Source organism: Iodobacter arcticus, from assembly GCF_042664895.1.
GTDB classification, from domain to species: Bacteria; Pseudomonadota; Gammaproteobacteria; order Burkholderiales; family Chitinibacteraceae; genus Iodobacter; species Iodobacter arcticus.
Map to the genome: position 1 here is coordinate 13543 of NZ_JBHTBQ010000012.1, position 20410 is coordinate 33952.

The 20410-nt window shown below is 48.6% G+C and carries 15 protein-coding genes and 1 tRNA gene; 7 read left to right on the forward strand and 9 right to left on the reverse strand.

Translation table 11 applies throughout. The features are described from left to right. Nucleotides 1-49: 49 nt before the first annotated feature. On the reverse strand, nucleotides 50-334 hold the full coding sequence (locus ACFQNF_RS07225) for a helix-turn-helix domain-containing protein (protein WP_380187282.1): 285 nt from the start codon (nucleotides 332-334) through the stop codon (nucleotides 50-52). Beyond that, entirely contained in the window at nucleotides 318-653 is a 336-nt protein-coding gene (locus tag ACFQNF_RS07230) for a type II toxin-antitoxin system RelE/ParE family toxin (RefSeq protein ID WP_380187283.1), read from the reverse strand. Before ACFQNF_RS07230 ends, ACFQNF_RS07225 begins: the two co-directional genes overlap by 17 nt. Before the next feature lie 202 nt (nucleotides 654-855). Here ACFQNF_RS07230 and ACFQNF_RS07235 point away from each other — a divergent pair, with 202 nt between their 5' ends. The 3 genes from ACFQNF_RS07235 to ACFQNF_RS07245 all read left to right on the forward strand — a co-directional run bounded on the left by ACFQNF_RS07235 (nucleotide 856) and on the right by ACFQNF_RS07245 (nucleotide 4484). Next, nucleotides 856-1770 (forward strand): TraB/GumN family protein, encoded by a 915-nt coding sequence (locus tag ACFQNF_RS07235; protein WP_380187284.1) that lies wholly within the window; start codon nucleotides 856-858, stop codon nucleotides 1768-1770. 276 nt (nucleotides 1771-2046) lie between these two features. Next, entirely contained in the window at nucleotides 2047-3084 is a 1038-nt protein-coding gene (locus ACFQNF_RS07240; protein ID WP_380187286.1) for an NADP(H)-dependent aldo-keto reductase, read from the forward strand. Nucleotides 3085-3356: 272 nt separating this feature from the next. Further along, nucleotides 3357-4484 carry a methyl-accepting chemotaxis protein gene (locus tag ACFQNF_RS07245; RefSeq protein WP_380187287.1) on the forward strand — a complete coding sequence of 376 codons (1128 nt, stop codon included), beginning with the start codon at nucleotides 3357-3359 and terminating at the stop codon, nucleotides 4482-4484. 77 nt (nucleotides 4485-4561) lie between these two features. Here the strand turns inward: ACFQNF_RS07245 and ACFQNF_RS07250 are convergent, their stop codons facing one another. After that, on the reverse strand, nucleotides 4562-5167 hold the full coding sequence (locus tag ACFQNF_RS07250; protein WP_380187289.1) for a peroxiredoxin: 606 nt from the start codon (nucleotides 5165-5167) through the stop codon (nucleotides 4562-4564). Nucleotides 5168-5387: 220 nt separating this feature from the next. Next, a complete protein-coding gene (locus ACFQNF_RS07255; RefSeq protein WP_380187291.1) occupies nucleotides 5388-7421 on the reverse strand; it encodes a methyl-accepting chemotaxis protein in 2034 nt (677 codons plus the stop codon). A gap of 374 nt (nucleotides 7422-7795) precedes the next feature. Here ACFQNF_RS07255 and ACFQNF_RS07260 point away from each other — a divergent pair, with 374 nt between their 5' ends. Next, on the forward strand, nucleotides 7796-8482 hold the full coding sequence (locus ACFQNF_RS07260) for a class I SAM-dependent methyltransferase (RefSeq protein WP_380187293.1): 687 nt from the start codon (nucleotides 7796-7798) through the stop codon (nucleotides 8480-8482). Nucleotides 8483-8791: 309 nt separating this feature from the next. Here ACFQNF_RS07260 and ACFQNF_RS07265 read toward each other — a convergent pair whose 3' ends face one another. The 4 genes from ACFQNF_RS07265 to ACFQNF_RS07280 all read right to left on the reverse strand — a co-directional run bounded on the left by ACFQNF_RS07265 (nucleotide 8792) and on the right by ACFQNF_RS07280 (nucleotide 12851). Then, complete coding sequence (locus ACFQNF_RS07265) at nucleotides 8792-9403, reverse strand: 3'-5' exonuclease (RefSeq protein WP_380187295.1); 612 nt, start codon at nucleotides 9401-9403, stop codon at nucleotides 8792-8794. Nucleotides 9404-9576: 173 nt separating this feature from the next. Further along, entirely contained in the window at nucleotides 9577-11370 is a 1794-nt protein-coding gene (locus ACFQNF_RS07270; RefSeq protein ID WP_380187297.1) for a putative nucleotidyltransferase substrate binding domain-containing protein, read from the reverse strand. A 288-nt stretch (nucleotides 11371-11658) separates the two neighbouring features. Beyond that, nucleotides 11659-11751: transfer RNA gene (locus ACFQNF_RS07275), tRNA-Ser, on the reverse strand. Nucleotides 11752-11855: 104 nt separating this feature from the next. Beyond that, nucleotides 11856-12851: a type II secretion system F family protein gene (locus ACFQNF_RS07280; protein WP_380187298.1), complete on the reverse strand. Its 996-nt coding sequence runs from the start codon at nucleotides 12849-12851 to the stop codon at nucleotides 11856-11858. Between the two features lie 286 nt (nucleotides 12852-13137). Between ACFQNF_RS07280 and ACFQNF_RS07285 the strand changes: the two genes are divergently transcribed. Genes ACFQNF_RS07285 through recC form a run of 3 tightly spaced genes read left to right on the forward strand, consistent with a single transcriptional unit; the run spans nucleotide 13138 to nucleotide 19529 of the window. Beyond that, nucleotides 13138-14457 (forward strand): AAA family ATPase, encoded by a 1320-nt coding sequence (locus ACFQNF_RS07285; protein ID WP_380187300.1) that lies wholly within the window; start codon nucleotides 13138-13140, stop codon nucleotides 14455-14457. Next, nucleotides 14450-16150, forward strand: coding sequence for a tetratricopeptide repeat protein (locus ACFQNF_RS07290; protein WP_380187301.1), 1701 nt, complete (start codon nucleotides 14450-14452; stop codon nucleotides 16148-16150). Before ACFQNF_RS07285 ends, ACFQNF_RS07290 begins: the two co-directional genes overlap by 8 nt. Before the next feature lie 55 nt (nucleotides 16151-16205). After that, nucleotides 16206-19529 carry an exodeoxyribonuclease V subunit gamma gene (gene recC, locus ACFQNF_RS07295; RefSeq protein WP_380187303.1) on the forward strand — a complete coding sequence of 1108 codons (3324 nt, stop codon included), beginning with the start codon at nucleotides 16206-16208 and terminating at the stop codon, nucleotides 19527-19529. A gap of 251 nt (nucleotides 19530-19780) precedes the next feature. Here the strand turns inward: recC and ACFQNF_RS07300 are convergent, their stop codons facing one another. Further along, nucleotides 19781-20317 (reverse strand): TIGR00645 family protein, encoded by a 537-nt coding sequence (locus ACFQNF_RS07300; RefSeq protein ID WP_380187304.1) that lies wholly within the window; start codon nucleotides 20315-20317, stop codon nucleotides 19781-19783. Between the last annotated feature and the right edge of the window lie 93 nt (nucleotides 20318-20410).

Genomic DNA, 20410 nt, shown 5'->3' on the forward strand with positions numbered 1-20410 from the left:
CAAGACCTAACCCCAACTTCCATCTTTGCCTTCCCGATTAAATAGCTGCTTAACTATCTGGCACTAAGCGCACTTCTAATCTGCAGCCAACAGCCAAGGCATATTTTCTTAGCGTTTCAATCGAAGGAGAATGTTTGCCACCGCCTTCCAATCTGGCAATTGCTGGCGCTTTGGTATGCATTTTCTCTGCAACTTCGGCCTGAGTTAAGCCCGCTACTGTGCGGGCATGAAGCAACTCGCGTGCCAATCCATACTCATCAGCCAATGTATCGTAAGCGTCCTTTACCTCTGGCTTAGCAAGGGCCCGTTGTTTTAATTCAGCGTGAGTTAGCATTTCTTACCTCCTGCATTCTAGAAATCGCCAGCTGTAATTCACGACGTGGCGTTTCTTGGGTTTTCTTCACAAAACTATGAAGCACCACAATTTTTTTACCGACTAAAAAACAATAAAAAACGCGACCAATTCCCTCTCTGCCTTTGGGGCGAAGCTCAAACAAACCATCACTCATTGCCCGTGAGTGATGCATTCTTAAGACAGGGCCAAACTCTTCAAGCAAATCTGAAAAACGAAAATAATCAGCCAAAATTCCTGCTGGCAAAGCAAGGACATCTTGTTGTAGCGCCTCAGAGTAGTAGTCGATGGTGTACATCATTGATAAATATTAACGTATTTGTTATATTTAAAGTAATAGTGCTGATGTACAAAAGCTTTATTAAAATGACAATGACAATCAAATAGCAACGCCTTCTTTCTAGAATTAAAGGGCTCCCCCCAGCCATCCCCCAAAGAAATCCAATTCCTCAGCGCTTGGCTTTATACTGCTCATCCAAACATAAAAATTGCCGGAGACTTGGATGCTTGCTCGATTTCGCCCTCTGATTATTGCCGTCACCGTCGCCTCAACCCTGCTCGCCCCTCTCGTCAGCGCCGCCGTCAGTAAGGCGGTTTCAGCAAGCAATAAAGTAGAAAACGCCAATAGCTTGCTGTGGAAAATTGAGAAAAAAGGCATGCCACCTTCTTGGCTGTATGGCACGGCGCATGTGGGCGACCCGCGGGTGACTCAGCTCAGCCCTAAGACCGAAGCCGCTTTTGCTGATTCTAAGAAAGTGGTCACCGAAATTCGCCTCGATTTTGGCATGATGATGGAAATGGGTAAGCGCATGCTGACTGCTGAGCCATCGTTAGAGCAAATCATCGACAAAGAGCATTACCAAAAACTATTGCCCGCCCTAGCCGCCCGTGGCTATCCGGAAGTAGCCACCGCCAAGCTTAAGCCTTGGGGAGCAGCCATGCTGCTGATGACGCCGGTACGCCAGCCGGGGCAAATGCCGCTTGATCTGTTGTTTGCCAAAATGGCCATCGAAGGGCAAAAAGACTATTCCGGCTTAGAAACGCTGGATGAGCAATTGGGTCTTTTTGAAACGATTCCAGAAGCAAAGCAAATTGAGCTGCTCTATGCCGTGCTCGATCAACAGGCGGAAATGGAAACAAGCTATCAGAAAGTGCTCGATCTTTATCTGAAACAAGATATCAATGCGCTGGCTGAATACGCCGAGCAAGATGATTTTAAAATGCCCGATCAAGCTTGGTTCCGCCAATGGCGCGCTCAACTGCTGGACGCCCGTAACCCACGCATGGCCGAACGCCTGGCTGACAAATTAAAGGAAGGCAATGCCTTTATTGCCGTTGGTGCGCTGCATCTGCCCGGCAAAACCGGCCTGATCCAAAGCCTGCGTCAGCAAGGCTACCGCGTAAGCCCTGTGAAATAATTTAACATTAAGCACTCATTTGCACGCTTTGAGTCATCGTAGGCGGGTTTCACCCCAATCCTGTCCACTTAGGATCAAAGCAAAGTATGGTTTTGCGTAGGGTGTGCAAGTCGGTTTTCTTGCGCACCGTTTTGTCGTAGCAACGACTGCGTCGTTGTACACCCTACGAATGCCGACCGTAGAGCGCACTACTCTAAGCTTTGCGTGTGACGGCCTTTAGTCACACCCCAAGCACAGTGCGCCGCGCAACAAATATCTAGAACAGAGACACGCCCCATGAAATATCACCTTCTGCCCAAAACCGATTTAAATATCTCCACCCTCTGCCTTGGCACCATGACCTTTGGCGAGCAAAACAGCGAAGCCGATGCGCACGAGCAACTTGATTACGCGATTACAGCAGGTATCAACTTTATTGATACTGCCGAAATGTACCCCGTGCCTGGCAAAGCCGAGACTCAGGGCTTAACCGAAAGCTATGTGGGTAGCTGGTTGGTGAAGCAAAGCCGCGACAAGATTATTCTGGCGAGCAAGATTTCTGGCCCTAATCGCGGCATGGATTGGATACGTGGTGGGCCAAAATTAAATCGAGAACAAATTCATGCTGCATGTGATGCCAGCTTAAAGCGCCTGCAAACCGACTATATCGATCTTTATCAATTGCACTGGCCCGCCCGCCATGTGCCGATGTTTGGCCAAAGCTATTACGACCCTAGCCAAGAGCCTGCCCATACCCCAGATTTTGCCGAGCAACTTTCTGCGCTAAATGAGCTCGTTCAGGCCGGTAAAGTGCGCCATATCGGGCTATCTAATGAAACGCCCTGGGGCGTGATGGAAGCCAGCCGCGTGGCGCAAGCAGAATCTCTACCACGCATTGCTACCATTCAAAATGTATTTAATTTAATTAACCGTCAGTTTGAAAATGGCTTGGTTGAAACCTGCCATCGTCAGGATGTGGGCCTCTTAGCGTATAGCCCGCTGGCTTTTGGATTGTTGTCTGGCAAGTATTTGGATAACCCGCAAGCAGCGGGGCGAATGACTCGCTTTAGCAATTTTGGCGCGCGTTATTTAAAACCAGCAGTACCAGGTGCGATTGAAGCCTATGTAAAACTCGCCAGAGAACACGGCTTATCCCCTGCGCAAATGGCGCTGGCATGGGTGAGTAGCCGCTGGTATGTGGCCAGCAATATTATTGGTGCCACCACCATGGCTCAACTTAAAGAAAATATCGGCAGCCTAGATGTAATCATCACGCCAGAATTAGACGCCGCAATTGAAGCGATTCATAAGCAAAGCCCTAATCCTGCAAATTAAATGATTAGCAGCTCAATACATTCAAACATTTAGTTTATTGAGCCATTACCCAAAAAACTGATTATTCTTTAATGCATTGTCAGTGTTTAGTCAAAAAATGGCTTTATCGCAAATTTTATTCTGCAATAGGGCCATTTCTATTTAAAAACCACAATAAACCTGGCTACAAAAAATCTCTTTAAACATTAGCAATTGATTTTAAGCAGAGTCATTCTATAAAGATGACAGATGTTTTGCTCTCAACCTGCTATTGCTTGCCAGGGGATCACCTTATGTTTGGCTTTACTCAAAAAACAGAAACAAAAAACACTGCAGATGCTCAGCTCGATACGATGAAAGCAGTGCTGGATCATGTGGATAATATGATTTTGCTCTGCGACACCAGCCATGAAAACAATGTGTTTTATGTAAACCAAACGGCTAAAAGCGTTTTTGAGCAATATCGCAATGAGATGACTCAAGTTTTACGCGGGGCAGATCCCACACAGGCACAGGGCGGCTCTATTCATCGCTTTCATCAAGACCCGGAACGGGTGCGCCGCATTTTACAACAACTAGGTAGTGGCGCCAGAAATGCCACTCACGTTGCTGATATTCCCATGGGCAGCATCACCTTGCGCACCAAGGCCTACCCTATTTGGGATACCGCAGACCCCAGCAAAATAAAGTGCTATCTAGCCTGTTGGGAAGACATTACCAGCAAGCTAAAACACGAAGATTTACAACACGATGTAGCCAATAAAGCCAGCGCACTGCACGAACAAGTCTCGTACATTGCCTCTACCATGGAAGAAGTCAGCACCAGTATTGATGAAGTTGCACATACCACTGCCGAAGCCAGCAACCGGGGCAACAGCGCTTTTGAAAGCGCCAATGAAGGGCAAGTAGTGGTTGAAGGCGCTGTGCGCGGCATGCGCGATGTAGCCACATTGGTTCGCACCACGGCAGGCGTGATCGGCCAGCTCAATACCCAATCCGATAAAATTGGTGTGATTGTGGGGGTGATTAAAGATATTGCCGACCAAACCAATTTACTGGCGCTTAACGCGGCCATTGAAGCAGCGCGCGCAGGCGACACGGGCCGGGGTTTTGCGGTTGTCGCCGATGAAGTGCGTAAATTATCCGAGCGCACTGCTAAAGCCACGGCAGAAATTGGCGAGCTAATTTCTTCTATTCAAATTGAAATCGAGCGCGCAGTGGGCACGATGAATTCGGGAGAAAAAGACGTCAGCGCAGGAGAAGAAAAAGCCGTGAGTGCAGAAAAAGCCTTAGTGCGTATCGTGCAAGATGTGGGGGCGATGCGTAATCTCATTAGCGAAATATCCAATGCATCTGAGCAGCAAGCCAGCTCAGTGCGAGATGTAGCTCAGCGCTTAGAAGTGATTACCTCTAAAAAATAAAAAGCCGTAAAAAATCCCCCGCTGACGCGAGCCAGCGGGGGATTTTTTTAAATTAAATAGCTAACGCTTTTTAATGATTACAGATCTTTAGCATTTTTAGCCAGGTAATCAGCAACACCAGCAGCATCTGCCTTCATCCCTGTTTTACCTTTGCTCCAACCTGCCGGGCAAACTTCACCGTGCTCTTCAGTGAATTGCAGTGCGTCTACTACACGCAGCATTTCGCTGATATCGCGGCCTAGTGGCAAGTTGTTAACCACTTGGTGCTGAACAACACCCGATTTGTCGATCAGGAAAGAGCCGCGCAATGCAACGCCTTCTTCTACCAATTCAACATCATAAGCTTGGCAAATTAAGTGCTTAATATCGGCAACTAAGGTGTAGCCAACTTGGCCAATACCGCCTTTTTCTACCGGAGTGTTGCGCCATGCAGCGTGAGTAAACTGGCTGTCGATCGACACGCCGATTACTTCTACATTGCGGGCTTTGAATTCTTCCAGACGGTGATCAAAAGCGATCAGCTCGGATGGGCAAACAAAAGTGAAATCTAGAGGATAGAAGAACACCACGGCGTATTTACCGGCGGTGGCTGCCTTAAAGTTGTAGCTATCTACGATCTTGCCATCTCCAAGAACGGCGGCGGCGGTGAAATCTGGTGCGCTTTTACCAACGAGTACGGCCATGCGGATGCTCCTTTATGTGCAACTAAAAATAAACCCAGCATATCATGGGCAAATTGTCTGACTCTGTCCAATCAACAAAGTTCATCCTAATGATAGCTTCTATCAATGAAGGATTGATGATGGCTGTCGCTATTATTTTAACAAGCTGTCAAAAACAAAAGATGACGCTTTCACCCCATTCCGGGCTTGCCCTTGCAGCTAGCCCTCTGAAACACGCCGTTTAAATTTTAAACCGGTCTACGGCTTTTTGTAAATCTAATGAAAGCTCACCCAAGCTTTTAGTAGCATCACGCACCTGCTGCAAAGCCGCATCGTTGTCGTGCACCATGGTATTAATTTTATCTACATGCTGCGAAATATCTTCGGTGGCCTGCGATTGTTGTGCCGTGGTTTTGGCAATGTAATGCACGCTATCTGACATTTGATGCGTGCCGGTGGTGATTTCTGCAATTTGATCTGCTGCTGCTCTGGATAGCTGCACGCCTTCTTCTACTTGCTGCAATGCCAGCTCCATGCCTTGGGCCGCTTGCTGGGTTTCATCCTGAATCAGCGCAATCATTTTGCCAATATCTAAAGTAGCGCTGCTGGTGTTCTCCGCGAGTTTTCTGACTTCATCGGCTACCACGGCAAAACCCCGCCCCTGCTCGCCAGCCCTAGCGGCTTCAATAGCGGCATTTAAAGCCAGTAAATTAGTTTGCTCGGCCACGCCACGAATCACATTCACCACATTAGAAATCTCGGTAGAGCGCGCCCTTAAACCATTCATCAAGCCCGATTGGGTTTTGATCACTTCTTCAATTTTAGCGATTTCACCCGATGTAGCCCGCACGCCCAGCTCGGCTTGCCTGGCATTTTTTTCTGCGACATGGCTCATATTTTCCGCAGCAAGGGCATTCTCAGCGATCGAGTTAATGCCATGCGATACGTTTTCAATGGCACCCGCGGTTTGCTCGGCGGCCCGAGCCTGCTGGGCAGAGCCTTGCGCCACGGTATTGGCATGCCCTGCCAACTGGGTTATTTGTAAATTAAGCTCTTTTACCTGTAGTTTTACCTTAGCGATCATTTCGGCCAGCGAGGCAACAAATAAATTAAAAGCTAAAGAAGTGCGGCCAATTTCATCGCTGCTGCTTACTTCCAGTCTGTGGCTTAAATCTGCATCGCCTGCCGATAATTGAGTCATGGCTGCATTCAATTGCATAATGGGCTTAGTTAATAAACTAAGCGTGGCCGATAAAATAATGGATAACAGTAATAAACCCAGCCCGCCAATCAGGAAAGAAAGTTGTAGCAAGCGATTAGATCTCGCATAAAGCTCAGCTTGGGGCACATTAATCACCAAGCTCCAGACTGTGCCACTTTTTCCCATACTAATTGGCATAAAAAACCGGGTAAATCCGCCGCTCTCTATATGCAAAGCTTTACCCGTTTTAATATCAGCCAATACCGCAGCAGGCACTTCCGCTTCATCAACTGGCTTGGCTAATCGTGCCGAATCCGGATGGCTGCCATAAATACCGCCCGCACTAATTAAGCTAATAAAACCACTATCAAAAACTTTGGCCTGACTCAGCATTTTTTGCAGCCCATCCATTGGAATATCACTTCCTGCCACACCAATAAATTTGCCCTGATACTGTAAAGGCACAGCAAACGACATCATTAATACCTTGGTATCACTATCTACATAGGGCTCGATCACCGATTGCTTACCCGTACTTTTGGGCATGGTGTAATACGCTCCGCCGTAATATGTTTCTTCCCATTTACGAACTGCCGCTTCATCCATCCCTTTATCGCCATCGTGCACATATTCAATCAGCTCAATTTTATCGCCCTTGCGCAGCATCCAAGGCGCATACGCGCCTGATGGGTAACCCGTTTTATCCTTGGTAAATTCAGCATCCTTGCCATCAAACTGGCCGTGCTCATAAATCAGCCACAGATCGTAAAGCTCTGCGTTATCTTTCAGAATTTGCTGCAAAAGATGATTAGTCTGGCTGCGCTGCACTAGCCCATTTTGCTTGGCGCTATCTAGGCTACTTGCCAATGTTTGCAGAGGGCTAAGGGATTTTTCCAGCTCATTTTGCACAAATTGCGCATAGTGCCTGGCCATATTTTCTGCGCTGCCAAAAGCCTCTGCGCTCATTTCTTTACGCGTATTCCAAGCTAAAACTGACAGCATCAAGCCTAAAATAAGAAATAAAGAGCCCAATACAGTCATCATTATTTTGGCGCGAAAACCAAGCTGTTTCATGAGCATGACCCTTAAAAAAGGCAGGATTGCCCAGTAAGAATAGTAGCAATCAAGCCAATCTGTATAAGTATTTCTGCATCAAGATTTTCACAAAAAAACTAACCCAATAAAAATAAATTAATTAAAAACATGCACGTTTATATTTTAATTACTTACAAAATCAATAAATACACCGCATAAAGCCCGCTAATCATGTCCCTAATACCCTTTTGCCAGGAAAACATCCCAAACGATACACTCGAGTGTTAGCATCAAACACCTTTTACCTCTTTGTACTCTGCTCCGCCAAATACTAATCATTCTTGCAAAGCCCTTCTGAGGAAGCGTTGCGTCGGTTCGAAAAGCATCTAACGCCGCACCTACACAAGGCTTTCATGCCCTATAGCACGCCCCTTGGCTACCAAGTTAAAACTCAAGATATCGCCGTGGCTGGCGGTCTGGATTTAAATATCCGCTCGCTGCTCGATATTCAACAATATTTTGATCCTCTAGGCGAAGCAGAAAACGCGGGGATTTCGCCTGCTTGCTGGCCGCTATTTGGACAAATCTGGCCATCGGCACAAAAGCTGGCTGATTTAATGCAAGTTTATGTTTTAGGTGAGCGGCGAATTTTAGAAATTGGCTGTGGCTTGGCGCTGGCAAGCATGGTGGTGCATCGCAGAAATGGCGATATCACTGCCAGCGATTGCCACCCATTGACCGAAACTTTTCTGAAAGCCAACTTGCAACTCAATACCCTGCCCGCGCTGAAATACAGCACTGGCAATTGGGATCGCATCAATCCTGAGCTAGGCCAATTCGACGTTATCATCGGCAGCGATGTGCTGTACGAGCGCAACCAGCCCGCTGCGCTCTCTGCCTTTATCGACCGCCATGCCGCCCCCCATGCCGAAGTGCTGATTATCGATCCCAACCGAGGTAATCGAAGTGCCTTTAACCGGCAGATGGCTGCAAATGGCTTTAGCCTGAGCGAAACACTAATCAACAAGCCCCTGCATGATGGCCGTGCTTATAAGGGAAGATTGTTGAAGTATGAGCGAGAGCTTGCTAAACACAGTTAAATAGATCTTTTTAGTGCCTTCGGCACGTTGATTTTGGTGCGTAGTCCACGCGGGGACTCACTTTCTTGCTTCGCCAAGAAAGTAAGCAAAGAAGGCGACCCCACGAAACACGAAGGCCCCTTCGCTGCGGACAATCGAGTCGGCGGCGGGCGGGATTGGCTCGTTCCTCGCTCCCTTGCCGAAACCCCGCCCCGCTTGTTCCTCACTACGGCGTGTTTCAAGGGGATTTTTAAGCCCTATGCAGAGAGCGTGGTATCTATGTTTTTTGCCGTTCGCTAATAAAAAACAATTTTCTCAGCGCACACATCCCTACCCCCGCAACTTTAAAAACACCATCGCAGCCAACAGCGCATCGTTCAGCGGATCATGGCGAGGCAAATCGGGTAGGTTTAATGTTTGCAGAATATGGCTGAGGCTTAGATCTACATCGGGACGATGTGCCGTGACCATATGGTCATAAAATAAGCTGGACACTTCGATACGGGCATTAGGCAAAGCCACGCCCAGCGTCGGTTTAAGCAGGCGGCCCAGCACTGCCAAGTCGAATTCCAGATAATAGCCAATCAAAGGCCGCGGCCCGATAAAGTGCAGCAAGGCGGCCAAAGCATCCTCAATCGCCATGCCCTCTTGTACATCCTGATGGCGCAAACCATGCACGGCAATACTGGCCGGATCAATCTGACCTGCGGGTTTCACTAATAGTTTTAGATGCTCAGAAAGAAGAATCCGCGAGCCTTTCATCCTGATCGCGGCAATGCTTAAAATCTCTGCCTGCCTTGGATCGAGGCAGCTCATTTCGCAATCTAGGCTGATGTATTCGTCAGCGGGAGGCGCATCCCATAGATAGGCAAACTGAGGGTTCGCCAAAGCCAAGCTGCGTGATCTGCGCCAGCGCTGCCAATAATCTATCAAGCCGCTCATCACATGCCCTATACGCATCATTTAGGTTTTTATCATCAATCGGCCACACACCACGCACATCAAATCATCGTAGGGCGGGTGAAACCCGCGTATTTTTCAGCATGGCTCGCGGGTTTCACCCGCCCTACAAAAGGGGCAATACATGTCATTGGCTTAATGCCCATAGAAGCCACTCATAACATCCCCAGCTTGAAATGATGGCTAACCAGTTGGCGAAATTGCTTCACCACCGACAGCGTGTCTTTTAATAGCTCACGCTCTAGCGTGGTTAAAGTAGCAGGGTCGATCAGATGATCAACTGGCTTATCCATCGCCTGATTGAGCAGCCCTGCTTTAAGCTGCAAGCCCTGTAAAAATGCCAGCGACTCGGCTAAATCACGGCCAAAGCTCTCACTTAAATGGCCGATATCACTTAAGCGCTGAATACGCTGATAACTATTACACTCGTCTATCCCATATTGCAGCGCAAGGCTGCGCAGGCCGTGTACCACGGGAAAAATGCCGCCTTTTTTAATATCGAGCGCGTGTTTATCTGGCCCAGCCGTGGCAATCAGCCTAGAAAACAAATTAATCGGCGGGGAGAATTGCTCCACCGGAAAAGCAAAGCGCGATAAAAACGCCGCATTGTCGCCTAAATCCTGCTGCAAATATTGGCGCAGGCCCTCAAATAAAGCCACCTGCCCGCAGACTGGCCGCGCATCTAGCCAAATCGCCATATGCATGACGTTTTCACTGCTGGCGCTGCTGGTCCAAGTATTTATCTGCCGCTTATACCCTGCCACGCTTTGCCGCCACTGTGGGTTAGACACCATCACTAGGCCGGGACAAGGCGGATAGCCAAAGGTAATCAGCTGCTCGTTAAATTCACGACAAACACGCTCTAAATCCGGATGCTGATAGCCGTCTTCAATAATCAGCGCATTATCCTGATCAGTATTTAATATCTGCTCGCCACGCCCTTCCGAGCCTAAAACCAGCAGGCACACATGCGGCAACATTTCTGGCGGGGCAAGCAGCGTAAACAAGCGGCTAAATAAACGCTGGCGAATTTCCCCCACCAGCTCGGCCAGCAGGGTGATTTTCATGCCATTGCCGTGCAGAGAGCGGATTAATTGCTGAGTGCTTTTAACCGCCGCCATCAGCGCATCGGGATGATTGGCACGGCCAATTTGTGCGGTAATGCCGCGTGGATTATGCGAGTTATTAAAAAAAGCCGACATCAGCTCGATCTGCTCCAGCACGCCGCAAACCTCGTCGCCCTCCAGCACCACCAGCCTTTGCACCGAGTGCCGCATCATCAACAACATGGCGTGGTGCAGATCGTCCTCGGCTTTTACACAAATCAGCGGGCGCTTAAGGTGGCGATAAATCGCTTCATGATTGGCATCCAGCCCATCCACCACCACATTGCGTAAATCGCTCTGGGTAAAAATCCCCACGCCCGAAGCTTCCTTCACCAATACGGCGCGGCTATGCACGCGCTTCATCAGCCGTGCCGCGTCCATCACCGTGGCGCTTTCTGCCAGCCAGCAAGGTGAATGCAGTACCGCATCGGCTACCCTTGGCTGTAACTCTTGCACGGAGTGGCTCAACGCCGCCAATTTACGCGCCACATCAGCATAAAAAAACGCCGCAAACTGGCTATTAACATCGCTTATTTTCATCGCCACATCACGGCGAATATGCCAAAGCAACGTATCTTCATGCGCATGCAAAGTGCAGCAAGCCTTGCCACTAAGCAGTGATTTGCTATCAAGCACATCAAAACAACCGTAAAAGCTAGCCTCGCCGCCCTCCCTGACTAGCCCCTTCATCACCACCAGCAAGGCATCCACCCCCTCGCCCTGCTGCTGAATCACCGATCCAGCCGCGTAATAAGCCACATCCAAGGCCGCGGCGATACGATCCTGCTCGGCAGAATTCAGGCTATTAAACGGCGCACGATTAAAATCAAAGGATGTAGTCATAAAATCCCCCTATGACTAATTTTAGATTTAATAGCGAGGAAAGGCGGGGAGATCTGGCTGTTTATTGATGTGGATCTGAGGTTGCGGGGTAAAGCCCAAATCTTGAGACACAGAGGACGCTGAGTTTCACGGAGGAAAACAGATTTTGAGTCATTGCGTAGCTATGAGCTAATGGACGACGGCTAGATACTACCCTTGAGACGAAAAAAAACCCTTGATCAACAAGGGCTATTTTCTTATGCAGCTTACTTACTATCTAAGACTAAACTCAGCCAGTGCAGCTGCACTTGGCGGAGAGCAAGGGATTCGAACCCTCGATACAGGTTTTGCCCGTATGCTCCCTTAGCAGGGGAGTGCCTTCGACCACTCGGCCAACTCTCCATCAAGACGGCGAATCATACCTAATCACTTACAATTTAGTCAATAAAACTGTCAAAATTCCACAAAATAATATATTTCAATATTGCTCTGCACGCTTTTTAGCCTTACAAATCAGCAGGAATTTGCGGTGCGCCACTCCCCACCACCATGCCATAAGCCATCCATAGCATCAGCAGGCCATACATGATTCTTGGGAACCACTCGGCGACTTTGCTTTGAAAATCAGCGATGTTTTCGCTTTCCATATTTACATGCCGCAGCAGCATTTCAGGCAAAGTGCCGCTGGCCTCCCCCGTTTGCACAAAGCCAATCACCCGTTCTTCCCCTAAAAAAGACTGATGATCAAGCGCTTTAACAAAACTATCCCCGCGCTGCATTTTGGGCAGAATGCGGCTGTATTCACTGCGGATCAGCTGATTATGAATCGCCCGATTCGCCTTGGGCAGGGCATCAAACATCGGTAGGCCCGCTTCCAGCATCAGCGCCAGGCTTTCAAAAAAATCCCGCGCATTGCGCCGTACATTCATTGCTCCAAAGAGCGGCATTCTGATCAGTAGCGTTTCAATCTGCCGCCGTAACCGCGACGGCCCCGAAACTTCCAGCCAATCAGAAATCCCTTCAAACAAGCCATAGAGGCAGATAAAAAACAGCATCGGCCGCAGGCAGCGCCATAAATAAGCAGCTGGGCTAAGCGCGCCCAACACCAAATCGGGCAGCGGCTGCACCAGCAAAGCCAGCACAAACACCACGATAGGCAGCATCATTTTGGAGCGCATCTGGCGGCTTAATCTGGCTTTCAACGCATAGCGCTCTGCAAGGCGAAAGTAAGTACGCGCCGGGCTGCCCGCGCTGATCGCCGCATGCAGCAAATCCGCTTCCAGATCGCTAAACAAGCCCGACATCCGCCCCGCAGCCGCCACATCCTTGCCCCGCCCCAGCCACTTGCGCGCCTCATCCACCCGAGGCTGAGCGGATTTTGCCAGCCGCAGTGATAAAAACGCCTGCGCCACCGGCAGGCCCGCTTTCTCCATCGTTGCCAGATGGGTAAACAAATCGGCACGGATGGCGTCAGTTAATGGGGGGAGTTTGGGTTTAGGCATGAGGTTTAGTTTAGAAGGAAAATCGTGCATAAAAATATTTAATCTCTCGTAAATATAATTCCTCATAATGCTAAACAGCTAAAGAATAACGGCATATATTAATTACAAGCACCATAAAAAACAGAGCCAATCCAAGAGGAGTAGTCGAGTATTAACCAGCACAATCTGGCTGCGTATAGGGCTTGTATGGCATGATGTAGTGTGTTGTAGACAAGCATTCGCATGACGATTATTGATTAATATATGATTTGATCCATCAATACGGTTCAAATAGAGGCAAGATAAAATGAGCACCCAGAACACAAATCAATTGGCCAAAGCATTCTTTAATGCCTTTCCTATGTCCGCCTCAGGTGGTGCAGATGAAAGTAGCTATTACGTCAATCGAAGCGACGATGATGCTCACGATCCTGTCATGAATATTCAACAAGCTATCGAATGGGAAGAGCAAGCAGGAAGCTATCTCTTTACTGGCCTGCGAGGTGTTGGAAAAACAACAGAACTTAACCGTCTAATTACTGAATTAGAAAACGCAGGTATTGCTGCATTTTATTGTGATGCCAGTAGCTATCTTGATTTAACCGACCCTAACCTCAGCCAAGCAGAGCTTGTTTTAACGGCACTGGCAGGTTTATCCGATGCAATCAGAAAAAAGCACGGCCATGATATTTTAAAAGAAACGATTTGGGACAGAACAAGGCAATTATTAGGCTCGGATGTCACACTCAAACCTAAATTAAAAACTTCTATTGCAGGTGTTGAAGCCGAAGTTGAATTTGCCTTACAAGACAACCCAGATTTCAAAAAACACCTTGTCAAATTTGTGCGTGATTCTGGTGAGTTTTTCCTGCAAGCTCAGCAATTTGCGCTCGAGCTTGCAAAGGCTATTCGTAATAAAACAAATGCTACAAAAATTGTCTTAGTGGTTGATTCACTAGAACGGCTATCTGCCCCTAGCGGGTTTGAGCAAGACCTATTTAACTCTTTACGCGAAATATTTTATAACGATCCTTCACGCCTGCAACTGGGTGAGATTTCAGTTATTTACACCGCACCACCCTATTTACATGCTGTATTACCCAATGTAGATAGCGGATTTTCTAATAGCTTTTGTTTACCTAACTTCAAAGTAATGGACAAACCAAGGGAAGATAATATTTGCAATAGAAATGCAGATGGAATCTGCCGTATGGTGAATATTGTTCAACGCCGTTTCACTGATTGGCAATTGCTTATTAGCCAGCCTGTATTAGAAAACCTAATCTGGATGTCTGGCGGGAATGTGCGCCGCCTATTTTCACTACTGCGCCATACAGCGAGTAAAGCTGCATTAAATCGCGTGGTATTACCTCTCACTGAGATTGATGCCCCAGCGGTTAAACAAGCCTTGGCAGAAGAAAGCAAACCCTTGCAATGGCTAAATGCTGATGATAGGAAATGGCTGAAAATTTGCCGCGAAAAAAGCGGTAATCTGGCACAACATATTTCAATTCTTGAGCAAGATTTACCGCCTATTATCAGATTATTTGATCACTCACTTATTCTTGATTACCAAAATGGCTCGATCTGGTATCAAGTATCCCCAATTGTGCGCGACCATGTCTAATCGTCAATCAGATTTTGAAACTACTTGGGCCGAACTAAAGCAATTACTTGAATGGCAAAATGGCTTTGGGTTTTATTTAATTTTTGCAGACAATGCACACACCTCAGCAAAGCTAAGAGAACGAGTGCAAGACTTTGTACGCACTCGAACTGGCACAATAGACTGGATCAAACCCGAAGATTCAAATACTGCGCTTGAGCAAGTGCTTAGCCGTATCTTTGAATCACCCACGCCCAGCAATGCCCCAATCTGGTTGGAGCTATCCATAGCCCCCTATGATTTAATATGGCAAGAAACTCGGCGCGAGATCATCTCGGCACTCAATAAACGCCGCAGTCAATTAGAAAATACAGTCAAGCGGCCATTATTCCTACAATTGCCTATGCAATTTGCCCCTGAGCTAGTCACTTGGGCGCCTGATTTATGGAGCATTAGGCAGTTTATTATTGAGTTTCCTGCCTTAACAGAAGTAGATAGCAACACCATGGAATTGCAGCAGTGGCAATCTAGTAAAAGCTACGAAGAAGCCAGAGAAAAGGGCGAATTACATAGCCAGCTTATTCATGCCCAACAAGCCGTTGAGTTAGCACGTCAGGATTTGGCTAAACATAATAATCGACCACAGAAAGTACAAAATCTACTTCATGCATTACTTGATCTTAGTGATTCAAAATTAGATGCAGGGGACATCAATACAGCACGAGCGGCTGCAAATGAAAGCCTGCAATTAAGCTACCAACAGCAAAAAGAACTAGGCGACATTCCAATGGCATTGCGGGATTTGTCAACTTCACTAGAAAGATTAGGAGAAATAGAACATATAAGCGGACATCTGGACTTTGCTAGGAACATGTTTAATCAAAGTATAAACATTAAACGCCAATTGAGAGCAGAATTTAATAATCACCCAAACACATTACAAGATCTATCAGCGTTACTAGCTCAATTAGGAGAGCTTGAAAGCGATAGCGGTAATTTAGTCTCCGCTCGGCAAGCAATAAATGAAAGCCTATTACTGTGCCGACAGCTTAGAAACGATATTGGAGATACTCCATCTACATTAAATAATTTAACCATTGCACTCGCCCAGCTAGGTGATATTGAACACAACAGCCATAATCAAGCAGCTGCCCTAGCATTATATCAAGAAGCTTTAGGATTAAGTCGCTGGCAAAGAACAATCCAAGGCAGTACACCTGCAGTATTACGAGTGCTAACAAAAATCCTCTTACAGCTAGGAAATACTGAAATAAGCCTCCAGCAGCGAGACTCAGCAAATAATTCTTATCAAGAGGGGTTGAAACTATGCAGAGAAATAAGAGCATCTCAGGGAGATACCCCTAACAATCTAAGCATTCTAGCTTCTTTTTTAGAAAGTATAAGTTCACTTGAATTATTAAATAATAACATTTACGCAGCGCGCTTAGTCCTTAACGAAAGTCTACAGCTCCGTAGCCAGCTTAGGCAAAGTTTAGGTGATACACCCAATATATTAGGTAATTTGGCCATTTCATTTGTGAAACTTGCTGATATTGAGTTAAACAATAAGAACATAGCTGCCGCGATAGAGGCTTATACAAAAAGCCAGCAATTATTTTTGCAAATGAGTAATATTACTGGGAATGTACCTTCTATTTTAAGTAATTTATCATCCGTTCAAAAAAGATTATCCAAATTAGAAAAAAACAAATAAAAACACACTTCTGTACCTATATACCAATACTTCTTTACACGACCCCAAGGCCCCCGTGCTGCATCTATTCCAATCCAACCGTATCGACGTTCTGCTGGCGGCGCTGGCGCATCAGTTAGAGACTTCTCCTTTGGTATCCCCCTTCGAGCAGGAAAAGATTGTGGTGCAGTCTAAGGGGATGGGGCGGTGGTTGAATTTTCGTTTGGCGGAAAAGCAAGGCATGACGGCGCAGATGGGCTATCCGCTGCTGGCTTCTTTTTTCTGGGATTTAATGCAGCGCACGCTGGGCGGCAATTTGCCGAAAAAATCGCCGTTTTCGCGGGAGATTATGGGCTGGCGGGTGCTGGCTTGGCTGGATTCGCAGCCCAATGCGCCGGTGCTGCTTAATTATCTGCGTGAAGGAGGCGATTTTAGGCGTTTTGAATTAGCCACGCGGATTGCCGATGTGTTCGATCAGTATCTGGTTTACCGCGCCGATTGGCTGCTGGCTTGGGAAAAAAATCAGAGCTTGGGACTAGGAGATGATGAGGCTTGGCAGGCGGCGCTGTGGCGCTATCTATCCAAAGACGAGCTGGATATCCGTATCGATGGCGGCCATCGTGGCGCGCTGCTGGCGGCCACCCATGCGCGGCTACTCGACCCGCGCCCGCTAGATTTACCTAGCCGTGTTTCGCTATTTGGCATATCCAGCCTGCCACCGGTGTATATGGAGATTTTGCGTGCGCTATCCAAGCGCTGCGAGGTGTTTATTCATGCGCTCAACCCTTGCGGCGAGCCTTGGGGCGAGATTCGGGATGCGGCGGAAATCGCCCGGCTTTCTGATGGTTTTGATCCTGAAGACTTGTATCTGGAAGTCGGTAATCCGCTGCTGGCGGTGTGGGGCAAACAGGGGCGGGAGTTTTTTAATCAGCTGATTGCCGAGCCAGAAATCCTTGAATACTTCACGCCTTTTCCTGGCAACCACGACACGATGTTGCAAACGCTGAAAAGCGATGTGCTGGAGCTAGTCGCCCGCAGCCCGGAAACCGCCCAGCGAGTGGCGGCAGACGATCAATCCTTGCAAGTGCATATCTGCCATTCGGCCATGCGCGAAATTGAAGTGCTGCACGATCAGCTCTTGGCGCTGTTCGAGAGCGATACCACGCTCACCCCCGCCGAGATTGTGGTGTTGATGCCCGATATCGAACATTACATTCCCTATATTGAGGCGGTGTTTGGCCGCCATTTAAGCGCTGGCGCAAGCGAGCTCGCCGCACCCAATGTGCCCTTTGCCATTGCTGACCGCAGCCTAAAAGACGCCGCACCGCTGGCGCAAGCCCTGCTAGAGCTGCTCACCTTGCCGCAATGCCGCTTTGCCAGCGATTGGATGATGGCGCTGCTGGATATCCCCGCCATTGCCCGCCGCTTTGAAATTGCCGCATCCGACTTGCCCACCATCCACCGCTGGATCAGCGAATTAGGTATTCATTGGGGGAGAGATGGCGAGCATAAGGCCGAGCTGGGTTTACCCAATACCTTTGAGCACACTTGGCGGTTTGGGCTAGATAGATTACTGCTGAGCATCGCCCTGCCCGCTGGTGTGGCGGGCGCTGCTGCACCACTCTTTGCTGGCACATTGCCCGGCAGCGGCGTGGCTGGGAATCAGGCCCAGCTGGCGGCGGGCCTCGCGGCTTTTGCCGAGACGCTGTTTGAGCAAGCTGCATCGCTATCGGGGGAACACACGCCCGAGCTGTGGCACAGCAAATTGATAGACATGATAGAGGCGCTATTTGCGCCGGATGACGATGAAGCACTGATCCTGGCAGAGCTGCGCGAGCAGGTCATTGAATTTGCCGAACAAAGCCGCGCCGCTCAGTACGATGCGCCGGTGGATTTATCCGTGCCGCGCAGCTGGCTCAATGGCGCGCTGTCCGGCAAGATTCCAAGTGGTGGATTTTTAACCGGCGCGGTAACGTTTTGCGCCATGGTGCCGATGCGCTGCCTGCCCTTTAGAGTGATTGCCCTGCTGGGCTTTAATGACGGCGCTTTCCCGCGTGAATCACGCCCGCCGGGCTTTGATTTGATGGCGCACAATCCGCAATATGGCGATCGATCCCGCCGTGCTGATGATCGCTATTTATTCCTTGAAACCCTGCTTTCGGCCAGCGATGTGCTGTATCTGAGCTATGTAGGCCGTGGTATCCAAGATAATGGCGTGATCCCGCCATCGGTGGTGGTATCTGATTTGCTCGACGCGGCAGGCCGCAGCTTTGTGCTGGACGATGCCCCACCTCAGCCCGCCCTTGGCAACGAAGCACTAAAATGGCGACGTATCGAGCGCGAGCGGCTGCTCAAGCATTTGATTACCGAGCACCCGCTGCAGCCCTTTAGTCCTCGCTATTTTAAGGAAGAACGACTGCCTGCCTATTCACCGCTCTGGTTTGCCGCTGCCACCGCCATTGGCCAGCCACAGCGCCTGCCGCTCTCTGTGTTAGCAGAAAGCTTGCCGCTGCCTGATGCAGAGTTCAAAAACGTCGCGTTTAACGATTTGCTGGCCTTTTGGCGCAACCCCACCCGCTATTTACTCAGAAACCGCATCGGTATCCGGCTGGCCGATGAGGCGGTGGAATTTGAAAGTAACGAGCCATTTAGCCTGTCTTTTTCCGCCAAAAGCGAGCTAAACCAAGTGATCTGGCAATCCCTGGAGCAAGGCTGGAGCAGTGATTCCATCGCCACTGGCCGCGCTGCAGGCCTGCTGCCGCACGGTGGTTTTGGCGATATGAGCGCCGCCAAGCAATCTGCCACGCTGCGTAAACTCTATAACGCCGCCGAGCCGCTGCTCAGCGATGCAACGCTGGCACCGCATAGTTTCCTATTTAAATTTGCGGACGATATGCAGCTTAATGGCGCACTGCACCAGCTGCGCCCCAACGGGCAGGTAGCGGTTTGGACAGACCATAGCTCGCCCATCGAGCTGATCGCCTGCTGGCTAAAACACCTCGCCTTCTGCCACGCCGCGCCCGATGGCGTGCAACAGGAAACACGCATCGTCAGTCAAAAAGGCCATTGGCGCTTTGGGCCAGTGGAAAACGCAGGCCTCGAGCTAGAAAAATGGCTGCATTACTACTGGCAAGGCCTATCTAATCGCCTGCCGTTTGCCACCCGCAGCAGCGCCAAATATGCCGAAGCGCTCAGTAGCGACGATGGCTCGGCAGATGTCGCTGAAAAGGCCGCAAGAGAAAGCTGGCACGGCAACAGCCTGCGCGGCTTTGCCGGAGAAGAATCAGAAATCTGGTATGAAATGGCCTGGCGAGGGCAAAGCTTGCTGAACGATGAGGGATTTGCCGAGATGGCGAATGAGCTGTTGCTGACGATGTATCAGCAGCGGGAAGAAATATAAATAAGCAGCCCAATACAAGCCTGCTTAGCAGTAGCGCAAGAGCGGTGCGCAAGAAAAGCTCTTGCACACCCTATAAAACCAAGCTACACCCCCTCATAGGGTGCAAAACGCCATAGGCCTTACGCACCGAGGCAAAGCAAAAACGGTGCGAAAAGATAGGTTTTAAATTAAAGAAGCCTCCTTATTTAAAAAAGAGGCTTTTTTCAATTCAAAAATAAAACGCTAAATCTAAACCTATCCATCCACCAAACTTATTTGTGGTGTTGCGGTGCCACAGAATGCAAAAGCTTGTCGGTATAAGCCAGAGCAGCAGCAGAAACAAGGAAGGACAAATGAATAATCACCTGCCATTTCATGGTTGTTTCATTCATTTTGTCGGCGTTGATAAAGGTCTGAAGCAGATGAATCGAGGAAATACTAATAATCGCCATCGATAATTTAACTTTAAGCACCGTGGCATTCACATGATCCAGCCATTCCGGCTGATCAGGGTGAGTATTAATCCGCAAGCGCGATACAAATGTTTCATAGCCACCCACGGTCACCATCAGCAGTAAATTGGCAATCATCACCACATCAATCAAACCCAGCACAGAAAGCATGATTTGGGTTTCTGTCAGCGTGGTTAGACTCATCATCATCGTGAAGAGCGCGGCCAGAAACTTATATGCGTAAACCCCTTGTACGATGATCAAACCAAGGTAAATGGGCAATTGCAGCCAGCGACTGCCAAAGATAATTTTGCCTAAAATATTGGTTTTATAGTGATTCAGATTGGAGGCTTGCATATAGTTCTTATTGGGTTGTAATAAGCCCGAATTGTCTATGTTGTTTAGCCTGCTTGGCAAGCCCCTTTCTCAATCACTTATGACGATTTTTGC

What these genes read in the sequence shown, in the direction of transcription:
- ACFQNF_RS07300 (WP_380187304.1), bottom strand. Translation starts at nt 20,317, where the DNA reads ATGCAAGCCTCCAATCTGAATCACTATAAAACCAATATTTTAGGCAAA.
- ACFQNF_RS07225 (WP_380187282.1), bottom strand. Translation starts at nt 334, where the DNA reads ATGCTAACTCACGCTGAATTAAAACAACGGGCCCTTGCTAAGCCAGAG.
- ACFQNF_RS07245 (WP_380187287.1), top strand. Translation starts at nt 3,357, where the DNA reads ATGTTTGGCTTTACTCAAAAAACAGAAACAAAAAACACTGCAGATGCT.
- ACFQNF_RS07265 (WP_380187295.1), bottom strand. Translation starts at nt 9,403, where the DNA reads ATGAGCGGCTTGATAGATTATTGGCAGCGCTGGCGCAGATCACGCAGC.
- ACFQNF_RS07280 (WP_380187298.1), bottom strand. Translation starts at nt 12,851, where the DNA reads ATGCCTAAACCCAAACTCCCCCCATTAACTGACGCCATCCGTGCCGAT.
- ACFQNF_RS07270 (WP_380187297.1), bottom strand. Translation starts at nt 11,370, where the DNA reads ATGACTACATCCTTTGATTTTAATCGTGCGCCGTTTAATAGCCTGAAT.
- ACFQNF_RS07285 (WP_380187300.1), top strand. Translation starts at nt 13,138, where the DNA reads ATGAGCACCCAGAACACAAATCAATTGGCCAAAGCATTCTTTAATGCC.
- ACFQNF_RS07260 (WP_380187293.1), top strand. Translation starts at nt 7,796, where the DNA reads ATGCCCTATAGCACGCCCCTTGGCTACCAAGTTAAAACTCAAGATATC.
- ACFQNF_RS07240 (WP_380187286.1), top strand. Translation starts at nt 2,047, where the DNA reads ATGAAATATCACCTTCTGCCCAAAACCGATTTAAATATCTCCACCCTC.
- ACFQNF_RS07250 (WP_380187289.1), bottom strand. Translation starts at nt 5,167, where the DNA reads ATGGCCGTACTCGTTGGTAAAAGCGCACCAGATTTCACCGCCGCCGCC.
- ACFQNF_RS07290 (WP_380187301.1), top strand. Translation starts at nt 14,450, where the DNA reads ATGTCTAATCGTCAATCAGATTTTGAAACTACTTGGGCCGAACTAAAG.
- ACFQNF_RS07255 (WP_380187291.1), bottom strand. Translation starts at nt 7,421, where the DNA reads ATGAAACAGCTTGGTTTTCGCGCCAAAATAATGATGACTGTATTGGGC.
- ACFQNF_RS07230 (WP_380187283.1), bottom strand. Translation starts at nt 653, where the DNA reads ATGATGTACACCATCGACTACTACTCTGAGGCGCTACAACAAGATGTC.
- ACFQNF_RS07235 (WP_380187284.1), top strand. Translation starts at nt 856, where the DNA reads ATGCTTGCTCGATTTCGCCCTCTGATTATTGCCGTCACCGTCGCCTCA.